Origin of the sequence: Cohnella fermenti (assembly GCF_004801405.1) — a bacterium.
Classification (GTDB): Bacteria; Bacillota; Bacilli; order Paenibacillales; family Paenibacillaceae; genus Cohnella; species Cohnella fermenti.
The window spans coordinates 41245-60967 of sequence record NZ_SSOB01000038.1; the positions used below are offsets into that span (position 1 = coordinate 41245).

Below are 19723 nucleotides of genomic sequence, written 5' to 3' on the forward strand. Positions count from 1 at the left end.
AGCGATTCGTCAGGAAGGCAATCGATCGGGCAATCGATCAAGAAAAGGGAGAGGTTAGAAAAACAATGGCAACCTTCAAAGTATGGGCAGCCTCCGCGCTGTCTCTGTCCTTGCTGGCCTTGACGGCCTGCGGCAACAGCGGAACCGGCAGCAACGCTTCGAATGCGGCAACGGAGAGCTCGGCCAGCGCTAATGCAGCCGGCGCTGCAGCGTCCCCTTCATCCTCCTCGTCCTCCTCATCCGATGAGAAAGTCACGATCAAATTTTACAGCTACAACCTTGCGACGGCAGGGCAGAAGGAAGGCACGCAGAAGCTGATCGACGAGTTCGAGGCGGAGAACCCGAACATTACGATCGAAGGCATTCCGGTTGCTTCCACGGACATCAACGCGAAGGTGCAAGCGGACATCGCCGCCGGCTCCCCGCCGGACGTCGCGCAGCTTGTCTTCGACGGACTCGACTTCATTGCGAACAACTTCGGCGCCAAGCCGCTGGAAGACATCGTTCCGGCGGACGAGTTGGCCGCCGCCTTCGAAGGCTTCAACCCGAACGGCCTCAAGCTCGGACAACTGAACGGCAAGACGTACGGGCTGCCGTTCACGTTCAGCACACCGGTCCTGTTCTACAACTCGAGCTTGTTCGAGAAGGCGGGGCTGGACCCGGCTTTCCCTCCGACGACGTGGGCGGAAGTGAAGGAAGACGCGCTGGCCATCGCGGATGCGACCGGCACGACCGGCGTTCATATCGGCGGATCGGTCGGCAACGACTGGCTCGTGCAGGCAATCATCGGAAGCAACGGCGGCAAGGTGCTCTCCGACGACCGCACGACGATCGAATTCGGCTCGAACGAAGCGATAGACGCGATCAAGATGTGGCAGGACATGGTTCTAAGCGGCGCGAACAGCAAGATGAACGACGGCGAAGCGATCGAAGCGTTCACGCAAGGCAAACTCGGCATGATCCTGTTCACGAGCGCCCTGCAGAACATGTTTATCGGCGCGGCTCAAGCCGGCGGCTGGGAGCTGCAAGCCGCCCAGATGCCATCCTTCGGCGATAAAACAACGACACCGGTCAACTCCGGAAGCGCGCTGTTTATTCTCTCCGACGACAAGGCGAAGCAGGAGGCCGCTTGGAAGTTCCTGAAGTTCGTCACAAGCGAACGCGGCTATACGATCATTACGTCCGAGATCGGTTATCTGCCGCTCCGTCCGTCCATCGTGGAAGATCCGGCTTATCTGAAGGATTGGGTCGAGCAGAACCCGCTGATCAAGCCGAACCTCGCTCAGCTTGAACGCCTGACCCCGTGGGTATCCTACCCGGGCTCCAACTGGTACCAGATCGAGACGATCTTGCTCGAGGCGGTCCAGAAGGCCATCCAATCGAAGGACGACGTGTCCAAGATCATGCAGGATGCGCAGAAGCGCGCTCAAGACCTGATGCCGTAATCGAATCCCCCGGCTTGAAGACAGAGGGCCCTAAGATTCGCCTTCTGTCTTCAAGTCCTGTTTAAGCCCGAGAGGAGGATGACACCAGATGAATTACGATTCCGCAGCGGCGACCGGCACGCTGAGCCAGCCGAAGGCGAAGCTGAGAGCGAAGAAGGAGCGCCAGGCTCTGCCCGTCCGATTAGCCAAGCTCAAGCCGTACCTGTACCTGCTGCCGGTTATGCTGTCCATTGCCTATTGGATATATCGTCCGCTCATCCAGACGTTCCGCTTAAGCTTCTACGAGTGGAATCTGCTGCCGACCTCCGCCGAGAAGTACGTCGGGATGAAGAACTTCCGGAATATCGTCACCTTGCCCGAGATGGGCACCGCCTTGCTTAACACGCTGATCTACACGGTCGGAGTTATTCCGTTCGCGCTTATCATTCCGATCGCTATTGCCATCATGACCGACAACATCGGCAAGCGTTCCAAGAATATGTACCGCGCCCTTATTTTCCTCCCGATGATCATGGCTCCTGTCGCCGTCTCCTCCGTATGGCGTTGGATCATGCACCCGACCAACGGCATTCTGAACCAGACGCTGCAGTCGTGGTTCGGACTCGCCGAGCCGATTCGCTTCTTCTCCGACGCGAAGTGGGCGATCTGGTCGATCACGTTCATTACCGGCTGGAAGCTGATCGGCTTCAGCACCCTTATCTTCTCTGCCGCCATGACGGGAATCAATCGCGAATATTACGAAGCTGCCAAGATCGATCGGGCGTCCCGCTGGCAGATCGTTCGCCATATTACCCTTCCGCTCTTGTCGCCGACGATTCTGTTCATGACGATGCTCAGCACGCTGTTCGCTTCCGAATGGAGCTTCTCCTACGTGAATGTGCTGACGCAGGGCGGACCGCTGGGCTCGACGACGAACATCTACTACCTGCTCTGGAAGTACGGCTTCCAGACGTTCTCCGTCGGCTGGAGTTCGGCCGCGGCGGTGCTCATCTTCATCGGCTTCGGCATCATCGCTCTCGGGTTCATGAAGCTGACCCGCAAGCTGTCATTCTTCGACGATTAGAAGGGGAGGACTCCTCATGCACCTAACTTCCGCAAGAAGGAACAAGCTCAGCGCCTCGACAATCTCGAAGCACGCCGTTCTCGTCGCTCTCAGTTTCCTGGCTATTTTCCCCCTGTATTGGATGATCGTCACTTCCCTGAAGTCGGAGGGAGAAATCTTTAATGCCAGCCTGCTGCCGCACCATTGGACGTTCGATCACTACAAGATGGCGTGGGACAGCATCCCGATGGCCCGCATGCTCGGCAATTCGATCGGGGTATCGCTTCTGCAGACGATCTGCCAGGTAGTCACCAGCATACTCGCGGCTTATGCGTTCACCCGTTGGGACTTCCGCGGCAGCAGCCTGATTTACGGCCTCATCGGCTTGACCTGGCTCGTCCCGTTCCAGGTTATCATGATTCCGAACTACGTTGTGATCAGCAACTTCGGTTGGAGGGACACGCTGACGGGGCTGATCGTTCCGAATATCGTCTCGGCTTTTGCTGTCATGCAATTGTATAATGCTTTTAAGAGCTTCCCCAAGGCGCTCATCGAAGCGGCCCGGCTCGACGGGGCATCGGATTGGAGCATCCTGTGGCGCACCGTGTTCCCGAACCTGAAGGCGTCCATCGCATCCATCGGCATTCTGCTGTTCATCACGTCCTGGAACGACTACTTCTGGCCGCTGCTCGTGACGACGAAGATGGAGCATTCGACGATCCAGAAGGGGCTGCAGATGTTCATGTCCAGCGAGATGAACCTGTGGGGGCCGCTTATGGCCGCAACAACGATCGCCAGTCTGCCCGTGCTTATTCTGTATTTGCTTCTGCAACGACAAATTATCGATTCCTTCGTGAAAGGCGGACTGCGCTAAAATGACAACGACAACAGAGCCAATCGAACGCCGAATTCCCTTGGAGGGCGCCTTCAACGTGCGGGATCTAGGAGGCTACGGCGCCGCGAACGGCAAGACGACGCAATGGGGGCGATTGTTCCGCGCGGACGGCTTGCACAAGCTGACGGAGCAAGACCGGCAGGAGCTGCTCGGACGGGGTATTCGGACTGTAGTCGATCTGCGGCACGAGCACGAGGTGCGCGAGTTCCGCAATGTGTTCGCCGATTCCGATGCTGTGACGTACCGCAACATCAGCCTTATCAACCCCGCAGCGACGACCCGCCGGGACATTCGCTGCCTTGGCGATATGTATGTCGACATGCTCGACAACGCGCAGCCCGTTCTCAAGGAAGTGCTCGACCTCTTGGCGGAAAAGGATGGCGGAGCGCTGTTCCACTGTTCGGCAGGGAAGGATCGGACGGGCGTGCTGGCGGGGCTGCTGCTGTCGCTGGCCGGCGTCTCCCGCGAGACGATCGTCGCCGACTACGAGCAGACCGGCCCGAACATCGCGCCGATTCTGGGCGAGCTGCGCAAGGGCATTCCGGACGTCGTGCCGGAGGAGATGGCCCGGGAACTGCTTGGCTGCGCGCCATCCAATATGGTTATGATGCTCGACCATCTGGAGAGCGAATACGGCGGCGGTGCTGCCTACATGCGGCATATCGGGCTCGGAGAGGAACAGATCGAGGCGCTGCTGGGCAAGCTGTTGGGATAAGCGAACGGCCCCAAAAAAGCCTCCCTGATCGGTAGGTCGACGATCGGGGAGGCTTGACGTTAATGACGTTATTTCGCTTGCTTGATCCGATTGAATTCTGTTTCCAGATCGATTGAGCGTCTTGAGAGGGTAGTGAGCGCCGCATCCTGCTTGTCTTGCTTGGTCTCGATGCGCTTCGTCGTCTCCTGCGTCTCCAGCACCGCTTGCTGCGTCTCTTGTATCGCTTGCTGCATCGATGGGATCAGCGCGGTGTCCTTCTCGATGTTGCCGATGCGGACCTTCATGTCCTCTTGCTCCGCCTTCATCCCGGCGAAATCTCGCTTCAGGACGTCGACATCTTGCTTAAGGACAGCAACATCTTGCTTAAGGACAGCAACATCTTGCTTGAGAACAGCAACGTCCTCTTTAATCTCGGCTACATCGGTTTTAATGCCCTTCACTTCTTGAAGAATTTGCTGCAATAGCTGTTCGTTCATTTGACCGCTCCGTTGTTCACTCATTCCGATCTGGCTCCCCTCGTCAAATTATTCGCAGGCAAGCTTCGCCGGTGACCGGTGGTCGAGGGTCGTTTGGCGCATTCAGCTTCGTGCATGACAATAGATTACTATAAAAATGGTATTTTTGGTAGCTGACAAGTTGTATCGGAGGGGAGGAGGAAGCATGGAAAAACCGGGGAAGCCGCTGGCTCCCCCGGTTGTGATCCGATCGCGAATCAGCCTGTGAATTCCTGCACCCAGACGCCGTTGTAGTAAGCGACGCCGATCGAGGTGTAATTGCTGCCGAGAATGTTGGCCTTGTGGCCGGAGCTGTTCATCCAAGCGGTCATGACCGCTTCCGGATTCTGCTGCCCCTTGGCGATGTTCTCGCCGGCGTAGCTGTAGCTGACGCCGAATTGCTTCATCATATCGAACGGCGAGCCGTACGTTGGCGAAGTGTGATCGAAGTAATTGTTGTTGTACATATCCTTGGCCTTGGCAAGAGCGACTTGCGTCAGCTTGGTATCCGTCGTCAGAGCGCCGAGGCCGGCCGCTGCACGCTGCTCATTCACGAGAGAGACGACTTGAGCGGCATAATCCGATTGAGCGGCGGTCGAACCGGAATCCGAGCTGCCGGAGCCGTTGCTGCCCGAGCCTGTGTTCCCGGAGCCGGAGTTCGAACCGGACGAACCCGAGTTGCCCGATTGCGAACCGGAGCCCGAGCTGCCGGAGCCGTAATTGCCGCTTGTCGAGCCATTGCTCCAATTGCCTCCCTGAATCTGCTTAAAGATCGAATTCAGGTCGATCCCGTATTGGCTGGCCAATTGCGACCAGGAGAAGTTCGCAGAATAGGCGGTTGTCGTTGCGGCATTGCCGCCCGACGCGGATGCGGCCGAGGCCGAACCGACGGCAGCAGGGATGGACAGTGCAAGAACCAGAGAACCGGATAGGACCAGCTTGCCAAGACGTTTATTCTTTAACAATGAAGATTCCTCCCTTGGTTGCAGCCTGCGAGGTGGAGCGCCGCAGCGGCGCTTCTTCCGAAGGAAGAGTCAATCGCCCCTCGTGCCATGCGCTAAGGCTTGGCTTCGGCTTGGAATGACTCCAGTCTAACAGCCGTTCCAAGGAATTGCACTGCTAAAAAATTGGCTTGGTGAAGATCCTCTCACATTTAAGCTTCCTTTAAGGTTGCTTGCCGGCTCCCGGTGCACCGCCCGGATTCTCCGCCCCGGCCGCAGCCTTCTTCGCGGAAGAACGGACGGACGGCTTCTTGCGCGAGGTTCCGCTTGTCTTCTTGCCGGCGGTTGAAGGGGCGGCTGCCGCCTCTCCTTCGGCTCCAGGCTTCACCGCCTCGAGGCTGGCTTGAAGCGCGGCCATCAGGTCGATTACGTTCGTTCGCTCGGCGGCCGGGGACGCGACGACATCGATGCCTTCGCCGGCGATCTTGCGTTCGATCGCATTCAGCAGCGCGACACGATAGTCGTCCGTGTACTTCGCCGGATCGAACGGCGTTGTGAGCTGGTCGATCAGCAGCTTCGCCATCGCCAGCTCGCGTTCGTTCACCTTCGCTTCGCCGGCGGCTGGCAGATTGGGCACTCCCGAGATCGGCCGAATCTCGTCCGGATAGAACATCGTCTCGATGCAGAGGCAGTTGTCGATCGCTCGAATGACGGCGAGGCTGCTCTTGCTGCGGATCGCTATCTTGGCGATGCCGATCCGCCCGCTCTGCCGCATCGCTTCCAGCAGCAGTCCGTAGGCACCGCCTCCCGCCTGATCGGGCGACAGGTAGTATGTCTTCTGATAGTAGAGCGGATCGATCTCCTCCAGCGAGACGAAGTCCAGAATCTGGATCGTACGCGTATTCTCCGGCTTGGCCGCTTCCAGCTCCTCCTCGTCGAAGAGCACGAACCTCCCCTTTTCATACTCGTAGCCCTTGGATATCTCTTCCCATTCGACCTTCCTGTCGCAATGCGGGCAGCTTCTCACATTCGTGATGGGGGTGCCGCATTCCCGATGAATCATGCGAAGATGAATGTCCTTGTCCTCCGTAGCGGCGAACATCTTGACGGGGACATGAACGAGGCCGAAGCTGATGGCGCCTTTCCAGACCGTATGCATACCTAAGCAGCACTCCTCTCCGGGGGATCTCGGATTGTCGTTCGTTCCGTGCTCTTAGCGTTCCCGGAATGAATGGAGCTAACCCGCAGCGGGCATATTGTGCATGGCATGACTACGATACCGACGGAAGGAGACCGGGAAGCGATGGCCAAGCCGGGCGAGCAAGACGTTCTGTACGAAGGCAAGGAACAGTTCGACATGGATATCGACCGAATGGTCAACGAAGGGCTTGGCGGCGGTCAAGTGACGATGCACAACGGGCATATCGGCGCATCGACGACGGATACGCTGGAAGGAGGGGTGCACGGTGAACAGCAAGCGGGCGGCTGAGATTTACGCTTCCAAGGATACGATCGCGGTGCAACTGGACGGGGAGCCCGTCTGGATCGAGAACGTCGACGATGCGAACGGAATGGCGACGGTGCAGGTCGGGGCGAAGCCGACGAATACGAAGACCGTGTCGGTCGAACGATTGACGGAACATTGATCGGAATCGTTAACAGAATGATGGGCTGACGCCGCTTGATCTTGTGACTCGCTTGACCTTCTTTTCCGCAGAGATGGTATAATCAAGAAGATGCCATCATTCGAAGGGAGAGATGAAGGAATGTATGATGTAGTCATTATCGGAGGCGGCCCTGCCGGGTCGAGCGCTGCGCTGTTCACGGCGAAGGCCGGCAAGAAGACGCTTGTTCTCGACAGCGATCAGAGCGTAACGAGGCGCGCATGGCTGGACAACCACTACGGCGCTCCCGGCATCTCGGGCCCCGATCTCGTCGAGACGGGCAAGAAGCAAGCCCAGAAGTTCGGTGCCGAATACGTTCAAGCCAAGGCGACCAAGCTGACGGCGGGCGAAGGCTCGCTGACGGTCGAGACCGAGAACGGCTCCTACGAGGCGGCTCACGTCGTCATCGCAACGGGCATGTTCGCGGATCTTGCGGAAGCGAGCGGCATTGAGACGAAGCCAGGCACCGAGCCGAGGATCAAGACGATTATTGACGCCTCTCCGGAAGGCAAGACGAATGTGGCGAACGTCTGGGCGGCTGGCACGATTGCCGGAGTCAGCATGCACACGATCATCACGGCGGGCGACGGAGCCAAGGTGGCCATCAACCTGATCAGCGAGCTGAACGGGACGCGTTACGTCGACCATGACATGCTGAAGTCGTAAATCCTTTATTCGATTGAGACACCGAGACGATGCGGGCATGTCCCCGCTCGTCTTTATTTTATTGTTCTCAAGGGGCAGCCGCTGCGCCGTGCTGCAAGGAGGAACGATCCGAAGGGACGACGAATGGGACGACGAATGGGACGACGAATGAATAAAGGTCAGGGCGGAATAAATTTAGAGGCGGAACAAATTGTTTAGAGGCGAATAAATTCGATAACTCTTTTGCATGTTCCGGGTCATGCCGATATAATTAAGGGCACAACATGCTGGGCGGAGTCTCGACAACTCTTCCGATTGCGACCGCGCTCATCCGCGCTTGGACGGCTTCCCGTCCGTCCGCGGATTTTCTGTATTCGCGGCGGGGGTTCGGGGACTGCTGCCTCGGAGCAGGGTACAGGGATGTACAGGGATGCGGAGGAATGGCGGAATGTCGGATGAAGTTCGGATCGGAGGCGGCGACAGGCGCGTCTACGAGTGGGAAGCGAGGAGCGAGGCGGACACGGTCCGGCTTGCCGAGAGGCTGGCCGCTCTGGCCTTCCCGGGAACGATGATCGCGCTCGACGGCGATCTGGGAGCGGGCAAGACGAGGTTCTCCCAAGCGTTCGCGGCGGGTCTTGGCGTTCGCGGCGTTGTGAACAGCCCCACCTTCACGATCATCAAGGAATACGACGAGGGGCGGCTGCCTCTCTATCATATGGATGTATATCGTCTCTCGCAGGAAGAGGCGGATGAGCTTGGATTGGACGAATACTTCGAAGGGGAAGGCGTCTCGCTGGTCGAATGGGCGTCGTTGATTGTCCCGCTGCTGCCGGCGGAGCGGCTGGACGTTCATATCGGCACGCTCGGACCGGAGGAGAGAAGGTTCGTATTCACGCCCCGGGGGGAACGCTACGAGTCGTGGTGCCGACAGCTCGGCATGACGGAGAGGAAAAGAGGGGAAGCGGCACGATGAAGATGGGTTCGAGTTCGGACAAGAAATTCGCGACGCTCGCGCTCGATACGTCGACGGCGATGCTTGCCGTGGCGATCACACGCGGCGGGGAGATCGTTGGCCGCTCCCAATCGCTTGCGGAACGCAACCATTCCGTTTATGTCAGCTCCCGGATGAAGGAGCTGATGGAAGAATGCGCTGTGCCGGCTGCTGACATCGGCATCGTCGCGGTTGGACAAGGCCCCGGCTCGTACACCGGCGTGCGCATTGCGGTTACAGCCGCGAAGACGCTTGCCTGGATCTGGGGCAAGCCGCTCGTCGGCGTCTCGAGTCTGGAAGCGATGGCATACGGGTTCTGGCGGGAGCGGCTTGCGACAGCTTCGGCGGCGCGAGCCGACGCCGGGAAGGTCTGGATTGTTCCTCTGATGGATGCGCGTCGGGGACAAGCGTATTGCGCCTGCTTCTCGGCGGCTGCGGACGGCGAGTGGCGCCGGGAGGAAGCGGACGGAATCCGCTTGTTCGAGAATTGGTTCGAGAGCCTGGAGGAACGGCTGGCGGCCGATCCCGGCCAAACGCCGCGAGAGATTTGGTTCCTCAGCGAGACGGGCGAGCTGACGGCCAAGCTGCTTGGCGGCGAAGGACGGATCGCGGTCGCTTCGCAGGGAGCTTCTGCTTCGGCGGTCCGATCGGTTTGCCGCGAGGCGGCGTGGCTGCTCGACGCCGCGGCTGTCGGCCTGCTGGCCGAGCGGCGCTTCCTGCGCGGAGAGGCGGATGACGTTCACGGCTTCGCGCCGAACTACACGCAACTGACGGAAGCCGAAGCGAAGCTGAACGCAGCGAGAACGGAGAGTGCGAGATGAGCCGGCCGGGTCCGATCGTGCGTCGCGAGACGCTGGAATTCCGCAGCATGAGAATAGAGGATATCGACGCCATCGTGGCGATCGAGCAGGAGGCATTCGCGGCTCCGTGGACCGCCGAGGCGTTCCATAACGAGCTGAAGCAGAACCTGTTCGCGCGGTATATGGTGATGGAGCAGGCCGGAGACATTCTCGGCTACGGCGGAATGTGGCTGATCGTCGACGAGGCTCACGTCACCAACATCGCGATCCGCGAACGCTTCCAGGGGCAAGGGCTCGGAAAGCTGCTGCTGGGCGAGATGATGAAGACCGCGCATTGGATGGGCGCGAAGCGAATGACGCTCGAGGTGCGCGTGTCGAACGAGATCGCCCAGAAGCTGTATCGCAAGTTCGGCTTCGAGCCGTCCGGCATCCGGCCCGGCTACTACTCCGACAACATGGAGGACGCGCTGATCATGTGGGCGGATCTCGAACCGGAGGTATGGATTCGGGAGATGGGGATCGCCCAAGGAACTGCAGAAGGAGAACAAGCATGAACAGTCCTTATCATATCCTAGCCATCGAGACGAGCTGCGACGAGACATCCGTTGCGGTTGTCAAGAACGGAACCGAGGTGTTGTCGAACGTCGTGTCGAGCCAGATCGACACGCATCGCCGCTTCGGCGGAGTCGTGCCGGAGATCGCCTCGCGCAAACACGTCGAGAGCATTACGGTCATTCTTGAGGAAGCGCTGGCCGAAGCGGGCGTCGGCCCGGATCGGATCGACGCCGTGGCGGTGACGCAAGGCCCCGGCCTCGTCGGCGCGCTGCTCGTCGGCGTCGTTGCGGCGAAGAGCCTGGCGCTCGCCTTGGACGTGCCGCTGATCGGCACGCACCATATCGCCGGGCACATCTACGCCAATCGACTGATCGGCGAGATTCGGTACCCGGCGCTTGCCCTTGTCGTCTCGGGCGGGCACACCGAGCTCGTGCTGCTCGAAGCGGAAGGCCGCTTCCGCATCGTCGGCCGTACGAGAGACGATGCGGTCGGCGAAGCTTACGACAAGGTCGCACGCGCCTTGTCCCTTCCCTATCCGGGCGGACCGCATGTAGACCGGATGGCGCAGGAGGCCGAGGACGCCATCGAGCTTCCCCGCGCGTGGCTGGAGCCGGATTCGTACGACTTCAGCTTCAGCGGGCTGAAGTCGGCCGTGCTCGCGGAGATCAACCGCGCGAACATGAAGGGCGAGCCGATCCGCGCCCATGCGCTTGCCCGCGGATTCCAAGAATCCGTCATCGACGTCGTGACGACGAAGGCGATGAGGGCCGCTCGAGAATTCGGCGCGAGCCAATTGCTCCTGTGCGGCGGTGTCGCGGCGAACAAGGGCATCCGTGCGCGGCTGACCGAACTATGCGCGGAGGCGGCGCTGCCGCTGCTCGTGCCGCCTCTCAAACTTTGTACCGACAATGCGGCTATGATCGCCGCCGCCGCCGATCTGAAGTGGAGATGCGGACAATTCGACACGCTCGACCTGAAGGCGGAGGCGCAGTTGTCGCTGGAACAGTGGTCGGTCGGAGCGGCGACGATGGATTGAGCAGGTTTACAGCGGGCTGGCGGCATCGAGAGAGAAGCGATTCTCTCTCGATGCCGCCAGTTTGCGTTTGTTTGAAGTTGAAGCGTGCGGCTTACTCCCATCCTCACGTATTCCTTATGCCGCCAGAGGCTCCGCAACCGCGAATATATGCGAAATTTCACATTCGTTATGCCGCCAGAGGCCCCGCAACCGCGAATATATGCGAAATTTCGCATTCATTGTGCCGTCTGAGGCCCCGCGACCGCGAATATATGCGAAATTTCACATTCATTGTGCCGTCTGAGGCCCCGCGACCGCGAATATATGCGAAATTTCACATTCATTTCTTCGAATCGGGCCTTGAAGTCCCCACGAGCCAACCGCGCATTCGCCCGCCCAACACGCAGACCCGGCCGCAGGCTCAACCACGAAGCCGGCTGCGGCCCCAGCTCCGCCCCCAGTTTCGCTCCAAGCCTCGAAGCCAACTTCTAACTTGACTTCGCAGCCAATTCGCAGCCAATTCGCAGCCAATTCGCAGCCAATTCGCAGCCAATTCGCAGCCAATTCGCAGCCGGCCGCGAGCCGCTGCGATGCCGTGGGCACAAAGGGCCTCCCCTTTGCACCCAGTGTGACCTGGCGACTAGCGGGAGGTCGGCAGACGGAGGCGCCAAGCCCTAATCTTGACGAATTGTGCGCCCAACGCTTGCAAAAACAGTTACCGTTCGACAGGATCGGGTAAGATTCATCAAGGCGGCATGTGGATACAGTTATCCACACCCCATGTGCATATTGTGGACATCGGTTGCGAAACCTTGCGGCAGTAAGTCTCATGGATTACACCGGAGGGGATAACTAAACGTGTCGTTTCGTGTGGATAATGTGGATAAAACGGTGGAAAAGTCAGAAATTTAATATTCAGAAAATAAAAACCGCCTGCGGCAAGCGCGGATCCCCAAGAAAAATCACATTTTCTGGGGATAACCCGCTGCTCACAGGCTGTGGATAATGCTGTGTGTAACTAAGGCGGCTTTCGTCGGATAGGGGATTCCTCAATCCAACAAGGATTCCCATCGTTCATAGGCTTCGTCGAGAGCTTGTCGGCATGTGTCGAGCGCTGCCTGTTTCTCGCGAAGCAGAACGTAATCGGTGAATACTTCCTCTTGGGTCATCTCTTGCTCAAGCGCCGAGATCTCCTCTTCCAGGCGGGCGATATCCGCTTCCGTCTGCTCCTTCTTACGCTGCCGCGCGCGCTCCTCGCGCTTCGCTTGCTTCTCGGCCTCGTAATCCAGGGCGGGAGCGGAGCCGGACACCGCCGAGCCTGAAGCAGCAGCCGTCACGGCAGTCGATGCCGCTCCGGCCCCGGTCGGCTTCGGGGCGGCGGCTTCCGCCTGCCATTGCTCGAGCTCCTGCTTCTTGGCGACCATGTCGTCGTAGTTGCCCAAGTAAATCTCCGCGCCTTCGGGGTGAAGCTCGACGATCCGGTCCGCCAGCCGGTTCAGGAAGTACCGGTCGTGGGACACGAACAGAAGCGTGCCCTCGTATTCCTCCAGGGAGGCCTCAAGCACCTCGCGGCTCCACAGATCCAGATGGTTGGTCGGTTCGTCCAGTACAAGCACGTTCGCCTTGCGCAGCATAAGCTTGGACAAGGCCACGCGTGCCTTCTCCCCTCCGCTCAGGGAGCCGACCGTCTTCTTCACGTCCTCGCCGCTGAACAGGAAGTTGCCGAGAACGGTGCGGATCTCCGCTTCCGGCAGCATCGAATATTCGCTCCACACTTCCTCAAGCACCGTGTTGGCCTTGTTCAACTGCTTCTGCTCCTGGTCGTAATACCCGAGCATGACGCCGGTGCCCCAGCGAATCGTTCCCTTGCGCAGCGGCAAGTCGCCGACGAGCGCCTTGAGCAGCGTCGTCTTGCCGATGCCGTTCGGTCCGAGCAGGGCGATGCGCTCGCCCCGCTTCGCTTCGAAGCCGACGTTGCGGAAGAGCGGCGCCATCTCTTCGGAAGGAGCAGCGGAAGCTTCGGACACCTGCAGCACATCCTTGCCGGTGCGCCGCTCGGTCGTGAAGGAGAAGCTGGCCTGCTTCAGCGTGCCCGGCTTCTCGAGCCGTTCGATCCGCTCCAGGGCGTTGCGACGGCTCTGGGCCCGCCGGGTCGTCGTCGCCCGCACGAGATTGCGCTGAATGAAGTCCTCCATGCGCGCGATTTCCTTCTTCTGCTGCTCATATTGCTTCACCCGCTGGGCGAAGTCGGCTTCCTTCTGCTCCATGAACCTGGAGTAATTGCCGGTATAGCGAGTGGCGGAATGACGCTCGATCTCGACGATGGACGTAACTGTCGCGTCAAGGAAGTAGCGGTCGTGAGACACGATGACCATGGCCCCGGAATACGTGCGCAGGTACTGCTCCAGCCACGTCAGCGTCGCAATGTCCAGGTGGTTGGTCGGTTCGTCCAGCAGCAGCAGTTCGGGTTGCACGACGAGCAGGCGGGCAAGCGCGAGCCGCGTTCGCTGGCCGCCGCTCAGTCCGGAGACAAGCGTGTCCGCCGGGAAGTCGCCGAAGCCCATCCCGTGCAGTACGCTGCGAATCCGCGTCTCCATCTCGAAGCCGCCCCCGTCGCGGAAGCGGTCGTTCTTGTCCGCATATTGGCTAAGCAGCGCTTCGTAACGGGCGGCGTCTAGCTGTTCGGCCGGGTCGGCCATTCGTTCCTCCAGCCGCCGCAGCTCGCGTTCCTGCTCAAGCAGCGGCCCGAAGGCGTCATACATGATCTCCTGCAGCGTGCGGCTGCCGTCGAAGCTGCTGTTCTGGGCGAGATACCCGATCCTCACTTCGCGGGGCCGGGATACGGACCCGGAGTCGGCCGACAGCTCGCCGGCGAGAATCCGGAGGAAGGTGGACTTGCCTGCGCCGTTGACGCCGACGAGTCCGATCCGGTCTCTCTCATTAATAAGAAGGGACAGCCCTTCGAGAACGGGAGCTACCCCGTAATGCTTCGTGATGCCAGATGCTTGCAATAGCAAGAGGAATCCCTCCGACTCGATAATTGTGCGTATGGGCGAATTGCGCCCGAATGATGCCTGCTATCAAGTGTAGCGCAAATCGGCGATAACGTCCAAGGCGTCGGCTGACGGTGGGAGAACGGTTGGCGATTGCTTCGCGGCGTGGTAAGCTGTATGTATTCCAATTGGTGAGAATAGTTCTCAATCGAATGAATCCATACATGGGGAAAAGGAGGTGCGACGTGGAATCGGCTGCTTTCCATGGTAATTTCGATGCGTTCTTCGACAAGCTTGAGCTGGAGCAACCCGATGCTTCCTGGACGGGAGAGCGAAGGCTTCTTGCGGGCGGACGGGGCGGCGTCCGCCGCTACTCGCCGAGAAGCGACATGGCGATCGTCCTGTCCGATTACGAGTTCCACGCGTCGCGCGTCATTCCGCTCACGGCTGCGGCGCCGATGGTCGAACTCAATATCGGCTGGCAAGGCACGCGGGAGATCGCAGCGGGAGGAGAGACGCACGGCTTCGGGCCGGGGATGTGCTCGCTGCAATTCGTCAATCCGACCGACGTCCGGTTCCAATTCGGCGCCGGCGAGCCGACCCGGATGCTCAGCGTGGCGATTCCCGCCGGCACGTTCGATCGCTCCATGATGGACGCGAAGCGAGGCCGATCCGGCCCGGAATTCGCCGCTATTATCGGGCGCAAGCCGCTTCACATCTACCAAGAGAAGATCCCTGCTTCCTTGAAGCTCGTCGCGGAGCGGCTGCTCGGGTCGGCAAGCAGGGACGGCGTCCGGAACTTCGAACTCGAATGCTTGGCGTCGGAGCTTCTCGGCGAATCGTTCCGGTTGTTCCTGGATCGCGGCGCCGACGAGGCGGATTCGGGCTTGTCGAGAAGGGACGCGCAAGCGATCCGGGAGGCGGCCGCCATTCTCGCCTCCCGTCTGGCGGATGCCCCCGGCTTGCTGGAGCTGGCCAGACAAGTCGGGGTGAACGACAACAAGCTGAAGCTCGGCTTCAAGAAGCTGTACGGCACGACGGTGTTCGGCTACCTGCGGGACCGGCGGCTCGAGAAGGCTCTCGACCTGCTTCGCTGCGGAGAGTTTAACGTCTACGAGACCTCCCTCGAGGTCGGTTATTCGAATCCGAGCCACTTCGCGGAAGCGTTCCGGAGCAAGTACGGCGTCAATCCCGGCGAGCTTCTGCGGGGCGGATCGCGCAGCCGCTTCATCTAGCTGTTCCCCATTGCTCCCGCAGCCCGCTGCGCACCTCCCGCTCGGGGTGGAGCGCTTGTTCTTCCGGACGGTATGCTTGGCGTAATCCAAGCACGGAAGGGACGGAAGACCATGCGCCGCAAATTTGCCCTTATGTTTCTCATTGTGATGATCTCGATGATGTCTATCGCTTCCTTTAACCCGGTCGCCGCACCGCTTGCCCGAAGCCTCGGAATGAGCGACTTCCAATCCGGCTGCCTTGTCTCGGCGGCAGGACTTTGCTGGCTGATGGGAGGTTATTGCTGGGGACGCTTCTCCCGGCTGAGCCGGAAAATGACGCTGTTGCTGCTTATGCTTGCCTACGCTGCGGTACTGGTCGCGTTCGCGGCGCTTGCGGAGCGGGCCGCGGAAGGCGGAGCGGCTTCCGGCGGCTTGTTCTGGCTGTTCCTGCTGCTGCGGGCGGCCGCGGGCTTCTTCTTCGGAGGCATTCCGGCCAAAGCCCAAGCCTATGTGATGGGCTGGACGACGGAGAGCACAAGGACAAGGGGGATGGCGCTGTTCGGCGCCGCCAACGGGCTCGGATTCGTGCTGGGGCCGGCGATGAGCGGAGCGACGGCTTCGCTCAGCCTGACGGCCCCGATGGTCGCGTCCGCGGCTATGCTGCTTGCGATCATGCTGCCGCTCGCCATACTTATCCGGGACGGGGAGCCGGGGAATGCCGGGCCGCAGAGAAGTCGTGCGACGCTCTCCCCGTTCGATCCCCGGATCAGGCCGTATCTGGCGATTGGGCTTGTGCTGTCCGTTGTCCTTAACATCGTTCAGGTGACGATAAACATCTTTATGCAGGACGCGAACGGATTCGGGGCCATCGAATCCGCGAGGCGGGTCGGAATCGGCCTGGCGATCTCGGGCATCCTGGTTGCGCTGTCGCAGGCCGTGTTCGGAAGGCGGCTTCGCTGGTCTCCAGAGCGCTCGATGACGGTCGGCCTCCTTCTGGTGGGGAGCGGGCTCGGAGGCTTCCTGACGCTTCGGGAGCTTGCCTATCCGGCCTTCGCGGCGCTCGGGCTCGGGATCGGCCTGACGATGCTCGGCTACGGTTCCGGGGCTTCGCTCGCCGTGGACGGGAGCGGCCAGAGAAGCGTCGCATCGTATGTGTCCGCGCTGCAGGGAGGAGGTTCCTTCCTGGGACCGGCGATCGGCGCGGGGTTGTATGCGGCGGGAGCCGCGTGGCCGTACGGTGTCTGTTTGGCATTGTTGGCGGTCTGTCTGCCGGCGGCGAGCGGGAGAACGCGAGGCCGATACAGCAGACCGGAACGAACGGGATAGGAGCGGGAGCGGAGATGCTTCCGCTCCTTGGCGTTCCGCCTGTCGATCCGGTTGTGCAGGGTTTGGCGAACAGCGCGAAAAATGATAAACTTAAGCTAAATTTTACGGTTCAATCGGAAGGATCTTCCGCGAGGTGAAGCGAATCGCATGATGAACGGGAAGCGGCAATGGAGGGAGAGAATCCGTGCGGAGAGGGATGCGCTGACGGATGAAGCGCGGGCCGCGCATTCGCGGGCCGCATGTTTAACCGTCGTGAGCTCCCTGCTGGCGCCGCTCGGGGAGACGCTCGGAAGACCGCTGACCGTGTGCGCTTACGGCGCGTTCCGCTCCGAGACGGACCCTTCGGAGCTGATGAACTGGTGTCTCGCAAGGGGACACCGGACGGTCGCTCCCCGGATGGCGGTAGGGGAGAACGAAGGCTTGGAGCTCAGGGCGATCCGTTCGGCGAGCGATTGGACGAATGGGCGATGGGGCGTTCCGGAGCCGGACCCGCAGACCTGCGAGTTGATCGGGCAGGACGAGCCGGTGGATGTTGTCATCGTTCCCGGCCTGGCGTTCGATCGCAGCGGCGGGAGGCTCGGCTACGGAGGGGGCTATTACGACCGTCTGTACGAATGGATGCTCCGGGCAGGAAAAAGCTCTGCCTGGATCGGGTTCGCTTACGATCTGCAGCTTGTGACGGGAATGCTGCCCCGGGAGCCTCACGATTTGAAGTTGGACGGACTTGCGACGGAGAGCGAATGGATTCGGTTCTGACGGATGGAGTGCGGCCGGGCGGAAGCCGGCCGATTAGAGAGAGACGAGGAGGAACTTGCGATGGGAGACGACGAACGGCGCCTCACCCACTTTAACGAGCAAGGCCGGGCGATCATGGTGGACGTCTCCGAGAAGCCGACAACGGCGCGGACGGCGGTTGCCGAGACGAAGGTGACGATGAACGAAGAGACGCTGCTGCGCATTCGGGAAGGTTCGGTTGCGAAGGGAGACGTGCTTGCCGTCGCCCAGGTGGCCGGCATTCAGGCGGCGAAGCGAACGGCGGATTGGATTCCGATGTGCCATCCGCTTCCGCTGACCGGAGTGAACGTGAGCTTCCGCGACAACGGCAAGGATACGCTGTACATCACCGCGGAAGTGAAGACGACGGGCAAGACGGGCGTCGAGATGGAGGCGCTGACGGCCGTGTCGGCCGTTGCGCTTACGGTTTACGATATGTGCAAGGCTCTCCAGAAGGATATGGAGATCGGACCGACGAGGCTGCTCTCCAAGACGGGCGGCAAGAGCGGAGATTACAAGGCCGGGGATCGCTCCGCCGAGCGGCCGGATTGTTGATACATACGCATTCTAGGGAGGAGGGACCGGAATGTTCTGGAAGGTAGCTTTGTTGTCGGCAAGCGACAAGGGGGCCCGCGGGGAACGGGAGGACACGAGCGCGCAAGTCATTCGCGAGCTGGTGGAGGAAGAGCTTGAGGGCGAGATCGTCGAATATCGCGTCGTCCCGGACGAGAAGGACGAGATTCAGGCCGCACTGATCGAGATGATCGATTATTTCCAGGCGGACCTTGTGCTGACGACGGGCGGGACGGGGCTCGGCCTTCGGGACGTGACGCCGGAAGCGACGCTGAAGGTGTGCGATCGGGTCGTTCCGGGCATGGCGGAAGCGATTCGCGCGGCGGCGATGCAGCGGACCCGGCGGGCGATGCTGTTCCGCGGAGTCGCCGCGATCCGGTCGAATACGCTTGTGATCAATCTTCCCGGAGACCCGAAGGGCGTGACCGAAGCGCTGATGGCGATTATGGACATGATTCCTTCCGCGCTGCTGCAGGTCAAGGGAATCGGAAGGGACCTCGACGCATGACGGACGGCGCAGAAGGAAGCAGAGGGAGCGGCGGGAGCGGAGACGGAGCGGTGCGGATCGGCAATACGCTGCTCCGCGAGGTGAAGACGGAGGATGCCGTCGGCTTGACGCTGGCGCACGACCTGACGCAGATCGTTCCGGGACAATTCAAGGGCAGGCTGTTCCGCAAGGGACACCGGGTCGCGGAGGAAGATATTCCGAAGCTGAAGGATATCGGCAAGGAGCATCTCTATGTGCTGGAGCTTGGCGACGGAGACCTGCATGAGGACGATGCCGCCCTTCGCCTGGCGGTTGCTCTGGCCGGAGACAACTTGACGTACGGGGAGCCGCACGAAGGCAAGGTCGCGCTCAAGTCGACCATAACCGGGCTGGCGGCGATCGCGAGGCCGGTCGTCGATGGGATCAACGCGCTCGGCGACATCGCTTTGGCGACGGTGCTGAATCATCGCGTCGTGCGCGAAGGGGAAGCCATTGCGGCGACAAGGGCGATTCCGCTGATCGTGCCGGAAGCGAAGGTGGCGGAAGCCGAACGGATCGCGGCGGACTATCGGGAGCGGGAAGGAGCGGCGCCGATGGCGGTCCGGCCGATGCGCAGATTGCGTGCGGGACTGCTGACGACGGGCAGCGAGGTGTTCTCCGGCCGGATCGAGGACAAGTTCGGGCCCGCCGTCGTTCGCAAGCTGGCGGATTACGGCTCCGAGGTGGCCGAGCAGCGCTTCGCCCCCGACGATCGAGAGACCATCGCTTGGCATATTCACTATTTTCTCGAGCGCGGGTATGATATGATATTGGTGACTGGCGGCATGTCCGTCGACCCGGACGACCGCACTCCCGGCGCGATCGCGGATGCGGGCACCGATATCGTCAGCTATGGGACGCCGATGTTGCCCGGCTCCATGCTGCTGTTCGGTTACCTAAGAGGCGTTCCGGTGTTCGGACTGCCCGGCTGCGTTATGCATGATCCATATACGTCCTTCGACGTTCTGCTGCCGCGCGTGCTTGCGGGAGACACGATCGTCCGCGAGGACATCGTCTCGATGGGATACGGCGGGTTGCATCGTTAGCGATCAAGGCTATAATGGGAATCAGAAGCCAGACATGATTTTACTTCATTGCATGAAGAGGAGGCGCAT

At 60.6% G+C, this 19723-nt stretch carries 21 protein-coding genes; 17 read left to right on the top strand and 4 right to left on the bottom strand.

All coding sequences use genetic code 11. From position 1 onward, the window contains the following. Nucleotides 1-65: 65 nt before the first annotated feature. The 4 genes from E6C55_RS24240 (at nt 66) to E6C55_RS24255 (ending at nt 4097) form a co-directional block, all read left to right on the top strand. Entirely contained in the window at nt 66-1445 is a 1380-nt protein-coding gene (locus E6C55_RS24240; RefSeq protein ID WP_136372410.1) for an ABC transporter substrate-binding protein, read from the top strand. Between the two features lie 88 nt (nt 1446-1533). Further along, complete coding sequence (locus E6C55_RS24245) at nt 1534-2508, top strand: carbohydrate ABC transporter permease (protein ID WP_136372411.1); 975 nt, start codon at nt 1534-1536, stop codon at nt 2506-2508. 16 nt (nt 2509-2524) lie between these two features. Beyond that, nucleotides 2525-3361, top strand: coding sequence for a carbohydrate ABC transporter permease (locus tag E6C55_RS24250; RefSeq protein ID WP_136372412.1), 837 nt, complete (start codon nt 2525-2527; stop codon nt 3359-3361). Between the two features lies 1 nt (nt 3362). Continuing rightward, a complete protein-coding gene (locus tag E6C55_RS24255; RefSeq protein WP_136372413.1) occupies nt 3363-4097 on the top strand; it encodes a tyrosine-protein phosphatase in 735 nt (244 codons plus the stop codon). Between the two features lie 68 nt (nt 4098-4165). Here E6C55_RS24255 and E6C55_RS24260 read toward each other — a convergent pair whose 3' ends face one another. The 3 genes from E6C55_RS24260 to ku all read right to left on the bottom strand — a co-directional run bounded on the left by E6C55_RS24260 (nt 4166) and on the right by ku (nt 6691). Continuing rightward, nucleotides 4166-4597 (bottom strand): hypothetical protein, encoded by a 432-nt coding sequence (locus E6C55_RS24260; protein WP_136372414.1) that lies wholly within the window; start codon nt 4595-4597, stop codon nt 4166-4168. A gap of 212 nt (nt 4598-4809) precedes the next feature. Next, nucleotides 4810-5556, bottom strand: coding sequence for a CAP domain-containing protein (locus E6C55_RS24265; protein WP_230986838.1), 747 nt, complete (start codon nt 5554-5556; stop codon nt 4810-4812). 199 nt (nt 5557-5755) lie between these two features. Continuing rightward, a complete protein-coding gene (gene ku / locus E6C55_RS24270; RefSeq protein WP_136372415.1) occupies nt 5756-6691 on the bottom strand; it encodes a non-homologous end joining protein Ku in 936 nt (311 codons plus the stop codon). A 144-nt stretch (nt 6692-6835) separates the two neighbouring features. On the opposite strand from ku, the gene E6C55_RS24275 reads away from it, so the two are divergent. The 7 genes from E6C55_RS24275 (at nt 6836) to tsaD (ending at nt 11223) form a co-directional block, all read left to right on the top strand. After that, nucleotides 6836-7021: a hypothetical protein gene (locus E6C55_RS24275; protein WP_136372416.1), complete on the top strand. Its 186-nt coding sequence runs from the start codon at nt 6836-6838 to the stop codon at nt 7019-7021. After that, nucleotides 6999-7178, top strand: coding sequence for an H-type small acid-soluble spore protein (locus E6C55_RS24280; RefSeq protein ID WP_136372417.1), 180 nt, complete (start codon nt 6999-7001; stop codon nt 7176-7178). The genes E6C55_RS24275 and E6C55_RS24280 overlap by 23 nt, the downstream gene beginning before the upstream one ends. 120 nt (nt 7179-7298) lie before the next feature. Continuing rightward, complete coding sequence (locus E6C55_RS24285; RefSeq protein WP_136372418.1) at nt 7299-7862, top strand: NAD(P)/FAD-dependent oxidoreductase; 564 nt, start codon at nt 7299-7301, stop codon at nt 7860-7862. A gap of 427 nt (nt 7863-8289) precedes the next feature. Continuing rightward, on the top strand, nt 8290-8814 hold the full coding sequence (gene tsaE, locus E6C55_RS24290) for a tRNA (adenosine(37)-N6)-threonylcarbamoyltransferase complex ATPase subunit type 1 TsaE (RefSeq protein WP_136372419.1): 525 nt from the start codon (nt 8290-8292) through the stop codon (nt 8812-8814). Continuing rightward, nucleotides 8811-9653, top strand: coding sequence for a tRNA (adenosine(37)-N6)-threonylcarbamoyltransferase complex dimerization subunit type 1 TsaB (tsaB, locus tag E6C55_RS24295; protein WP_230986839.1), 843 nt, complete (start codon nt 8811-8813; stop codon nt 9651-9653). Before tsaE ends, tsaB begins: the two co-directional genes overlap by 4 nt. Next, entirely contained in the window at nt 9650-10186 is a 537-nt protein-coding gene (gene rimI / locus E6C55_RS24300) for a ribosomal protein S18-alanine N-acetyltransferase (RefSeq protein WP_136372420.1), read from the top strand. The genes tsaB and rimI overlap by 4 nt, the downstream gene beginning before the upstream one ends. Next, the gene (gene tsaD, locus E6C55_RS24305) at nt 10183-11223 is read left to right on the top strand and encodes a tRNA (adenosine(37)-N6)-threonylcarbamoyltransferase complex transferase subunit TsaD (RefSeq protein ID WP_136372421.1); all 1041 of its coding nucleotides are present in this window, start codon (nt 10183-10185) and stop codon (nt 11221-11223) included. The genes rimI and tsaD overlap by 4 nt, the downstream gene beginning before the upstream one ends. A 1028-nt stretch (nt 11224-12251) precedes the next feature. Here the strand turns inward: tsaD and E6C55_RS24310 are convergent. After that, nucleotides 12252-14219 carry an ABC-F family ATP-binding cassette domain-containing protein gene (locus tag E6C55_RS24310; protein ID WP_136372422.1) on the bottom strand — a complete coding sequence of 656 codons (1968 nt, stop codon included), beginning with the start codon at nt 14217-14219 and terminating at the stop codon, nt 12252-12254. A 221-nt stretch (nt 14220-14440) separates the two neighbouring features. Between E6C55_RS24310 and E6C55_RS24315 the strand changes: the two genes are divergently transcribed. From E6C55_RS24315 to E6C55_RS24340, 6 genes are all read left to right on the top strand, one after another. Further along, complete coding sequence (locus E6C55_RS24315) at nt 14441-15430, top strand: helix-turn-helix transcriptional regulator (protein WP_168735857.1); 990 nt, start codon at nt 14441-14443, stop codon at nt 15428-15430. Nucleotides 15431-15541: 111 nt separating this feature from the next. Continuing rightward, nucleotides 15542-16735, top strand: a complete 1194-nt coding sequence (locus E6C55_RS24320; protein WP_136372424.1) for an MFS transporter — start codon at nt 15542-15544, stop codon at nt 16733-16735. Nucleotides 16736-16882: 147 nt separating this feature from the next. Then, on the top strand, nt 16883-17491 hold the full coding sequence (locus E6C55_RS24325) for a 5-formyltetrahydrofolate cyclo-ligase (RefSeq protein WP_136372425.1): 609 nt from the start codon (nt 16883-16885) through the stop codon (nt 17489-17491). A gap of 60 nt (nt 17492-17551) precedes the next feature. Beyond that, on the top strand, nt 17552-18064 hold the full coding sequence (gene moaC, locus E6C55_RS24330; RefSeq protein WP_136372426.1) for a cyclic pyranopterin monophosphate synthase MoaC: 513 nt from the start codon (nt 17552-17554) through the stop codon (nt 18062-18064). A gap of 31 nt (nt 18065-18095) precedes the next feature. Further along, nucleotides 18096-18590 carry a MogA/MoaB family molybdenum cofactor biosynthesis protein gene (locus E6C55_RS24335; protein WP_136372427.1) on the top strand — a complete coding sequence of 165 codons (495 nt, stop codon included), beginning with the start codon at nt 18096-18098 and terminating at the stop codon, nt 18588-18590. Continuing rightward, complete coding sequence (locus E6C55_RS24340) at nt 18587-19654, top strand: molybdopterin-binding protein (protein WP_136372428.1); 1068 nt, start codon at nt 18587-18589, stop codon at nt 19652-19654. The genes E6C55_RS24335 and E6C55_RS24340 overlap by 4 nt, the downstream gene beginning before the upstream one ends. Nucleotides 19655-19723: the final 69 nt, after the last annotated feature.

What these genes read in the sequence shown, in the direction of transcription:
- E6C55_RS24340 (WP_136372428.1), top strand. Translation starts at nt 18,587, where the DNA reads ATGACGGACGGCGCAGAAGGAAGCAGAGGGAGCGGCGGGAGCGGAGAC.
- E6C55_RS24250 (WP_136372412.1), top strand. Translation starts at nt 2,525, where the DNA reads ATGCACCTAACTTCCGCAAGAAGGAACAAGCTCAGCGCCTCGACAATC.
- E6C55_RS24260 (WP_136372414.1), bottom strand. Translation starts at nt 4,597, where the DNA reads ATGAGTGAACAACGGAGCGGTCAAATGAACGAACAGCTATTGCAGCAA.
- E6C55_RS24325 (WP_136372425.1), top strand. Translation starts at nt 16,883, where the DNA reads ATGATGAACGGGAAGCGGCAATGGAGGGAGAGAATCCGTGCGGAGAGG.
- tsaB (WP_230986839.1), top strand. Translation starts at nt 8,811, where the DNA reads ATGAAGATGGGTTCGAGTTCGGACAAGAAATTCGCGACGCTCGCGCTC.
- rimI (WP_136372420.1), top strand. Translation starts at nt 9,650, where the DNA reads ATGAGCCGGCCGGGTCCGATCGTGCGTCGCGAGACGCTGGAATTCCGC.
- E6C55_RS24320 (WP_136372424.1), top strand. Translation starts at nt 15,542, where the DNA reads ATGCGCCGCAAATTTGCCCTTATGTTTCTCATTGTGATGATCTCGATG.
- E6C55_RS24245 (WP_136372411.1), top strand. Translation starts at nt 1,534, where the DNA reads ATGAATTACGATTCCGCAGCGGCGACCGGCACGCTGAGCCAGCCGAAG.
- E6C55_RS24255 (WP_136372413.1), top strand. Translation starts at nt 3,363, where the DNA reads ATGACAACGACAACAGAGCCAATCGAACGCCGAATTCCCTTGGAGGGC.
- tsaD (WP_136372421.1), top strand. Translation starts at nt 10,183, where the DNA reads ATGAACAGTCCTTATCATATCCTAGCCATCGAGACGAGCTGCGACGAG.
- tsaE (WP_136372419.1), top strand. Translation starts at nt 8,290, where the DNA reads ATGTCGGATGAAGTTCGGATCGGAGGCGGCGACAGGCGCGTCTACGAG.
- E6C55_RS24285 (WP_136372418.1), top strand. Translation starts at nt 7,299, where the DNA reads ATGTATGATGTAGTCATTATCGGAGGCGGCCCTGCCGGGTCGAGCGCT.
- E6C55_RS24275 (WP_136372416.1), top strand. Translation starts at nt 6,836, where the DNA reads ATGGCCAAGCCGGGCGAGCAAGACGTTCTGTACGAAGGCAAGGAACAG.
- E6C55_RS24240 (WP_136372410.1), top strand. Translation starts at nt 66, where the DNA reads ATGGCAACCTTCAAAGTATGGGCAGCCTCCGCGCTGTCTCTGTCCTTG.
- E6C55_RS24335 (WP_136372427.1), top strand. Translation starts at nt 18,096, where the DNA reads ATGTTCTGGAAGGTAGCTTTGTTGTCGGCAAGCGACAAGGGGGCCCGC.
- moaC (WP_136372426.1), top strand. Translation starts at nt 17,552, where the DNA reads ATGGGAGACGACGAACGGCGCCTCACCCACTTTAACGAGCAAGGCCGG.
- ku (WP_136372415.1), bottom strand. Translation starts at nt 6,691, where the DNA reads ATGCATACGGTCTGGAAAGGCGCCATCAGCTTCGGCCTCGTTCATGTC.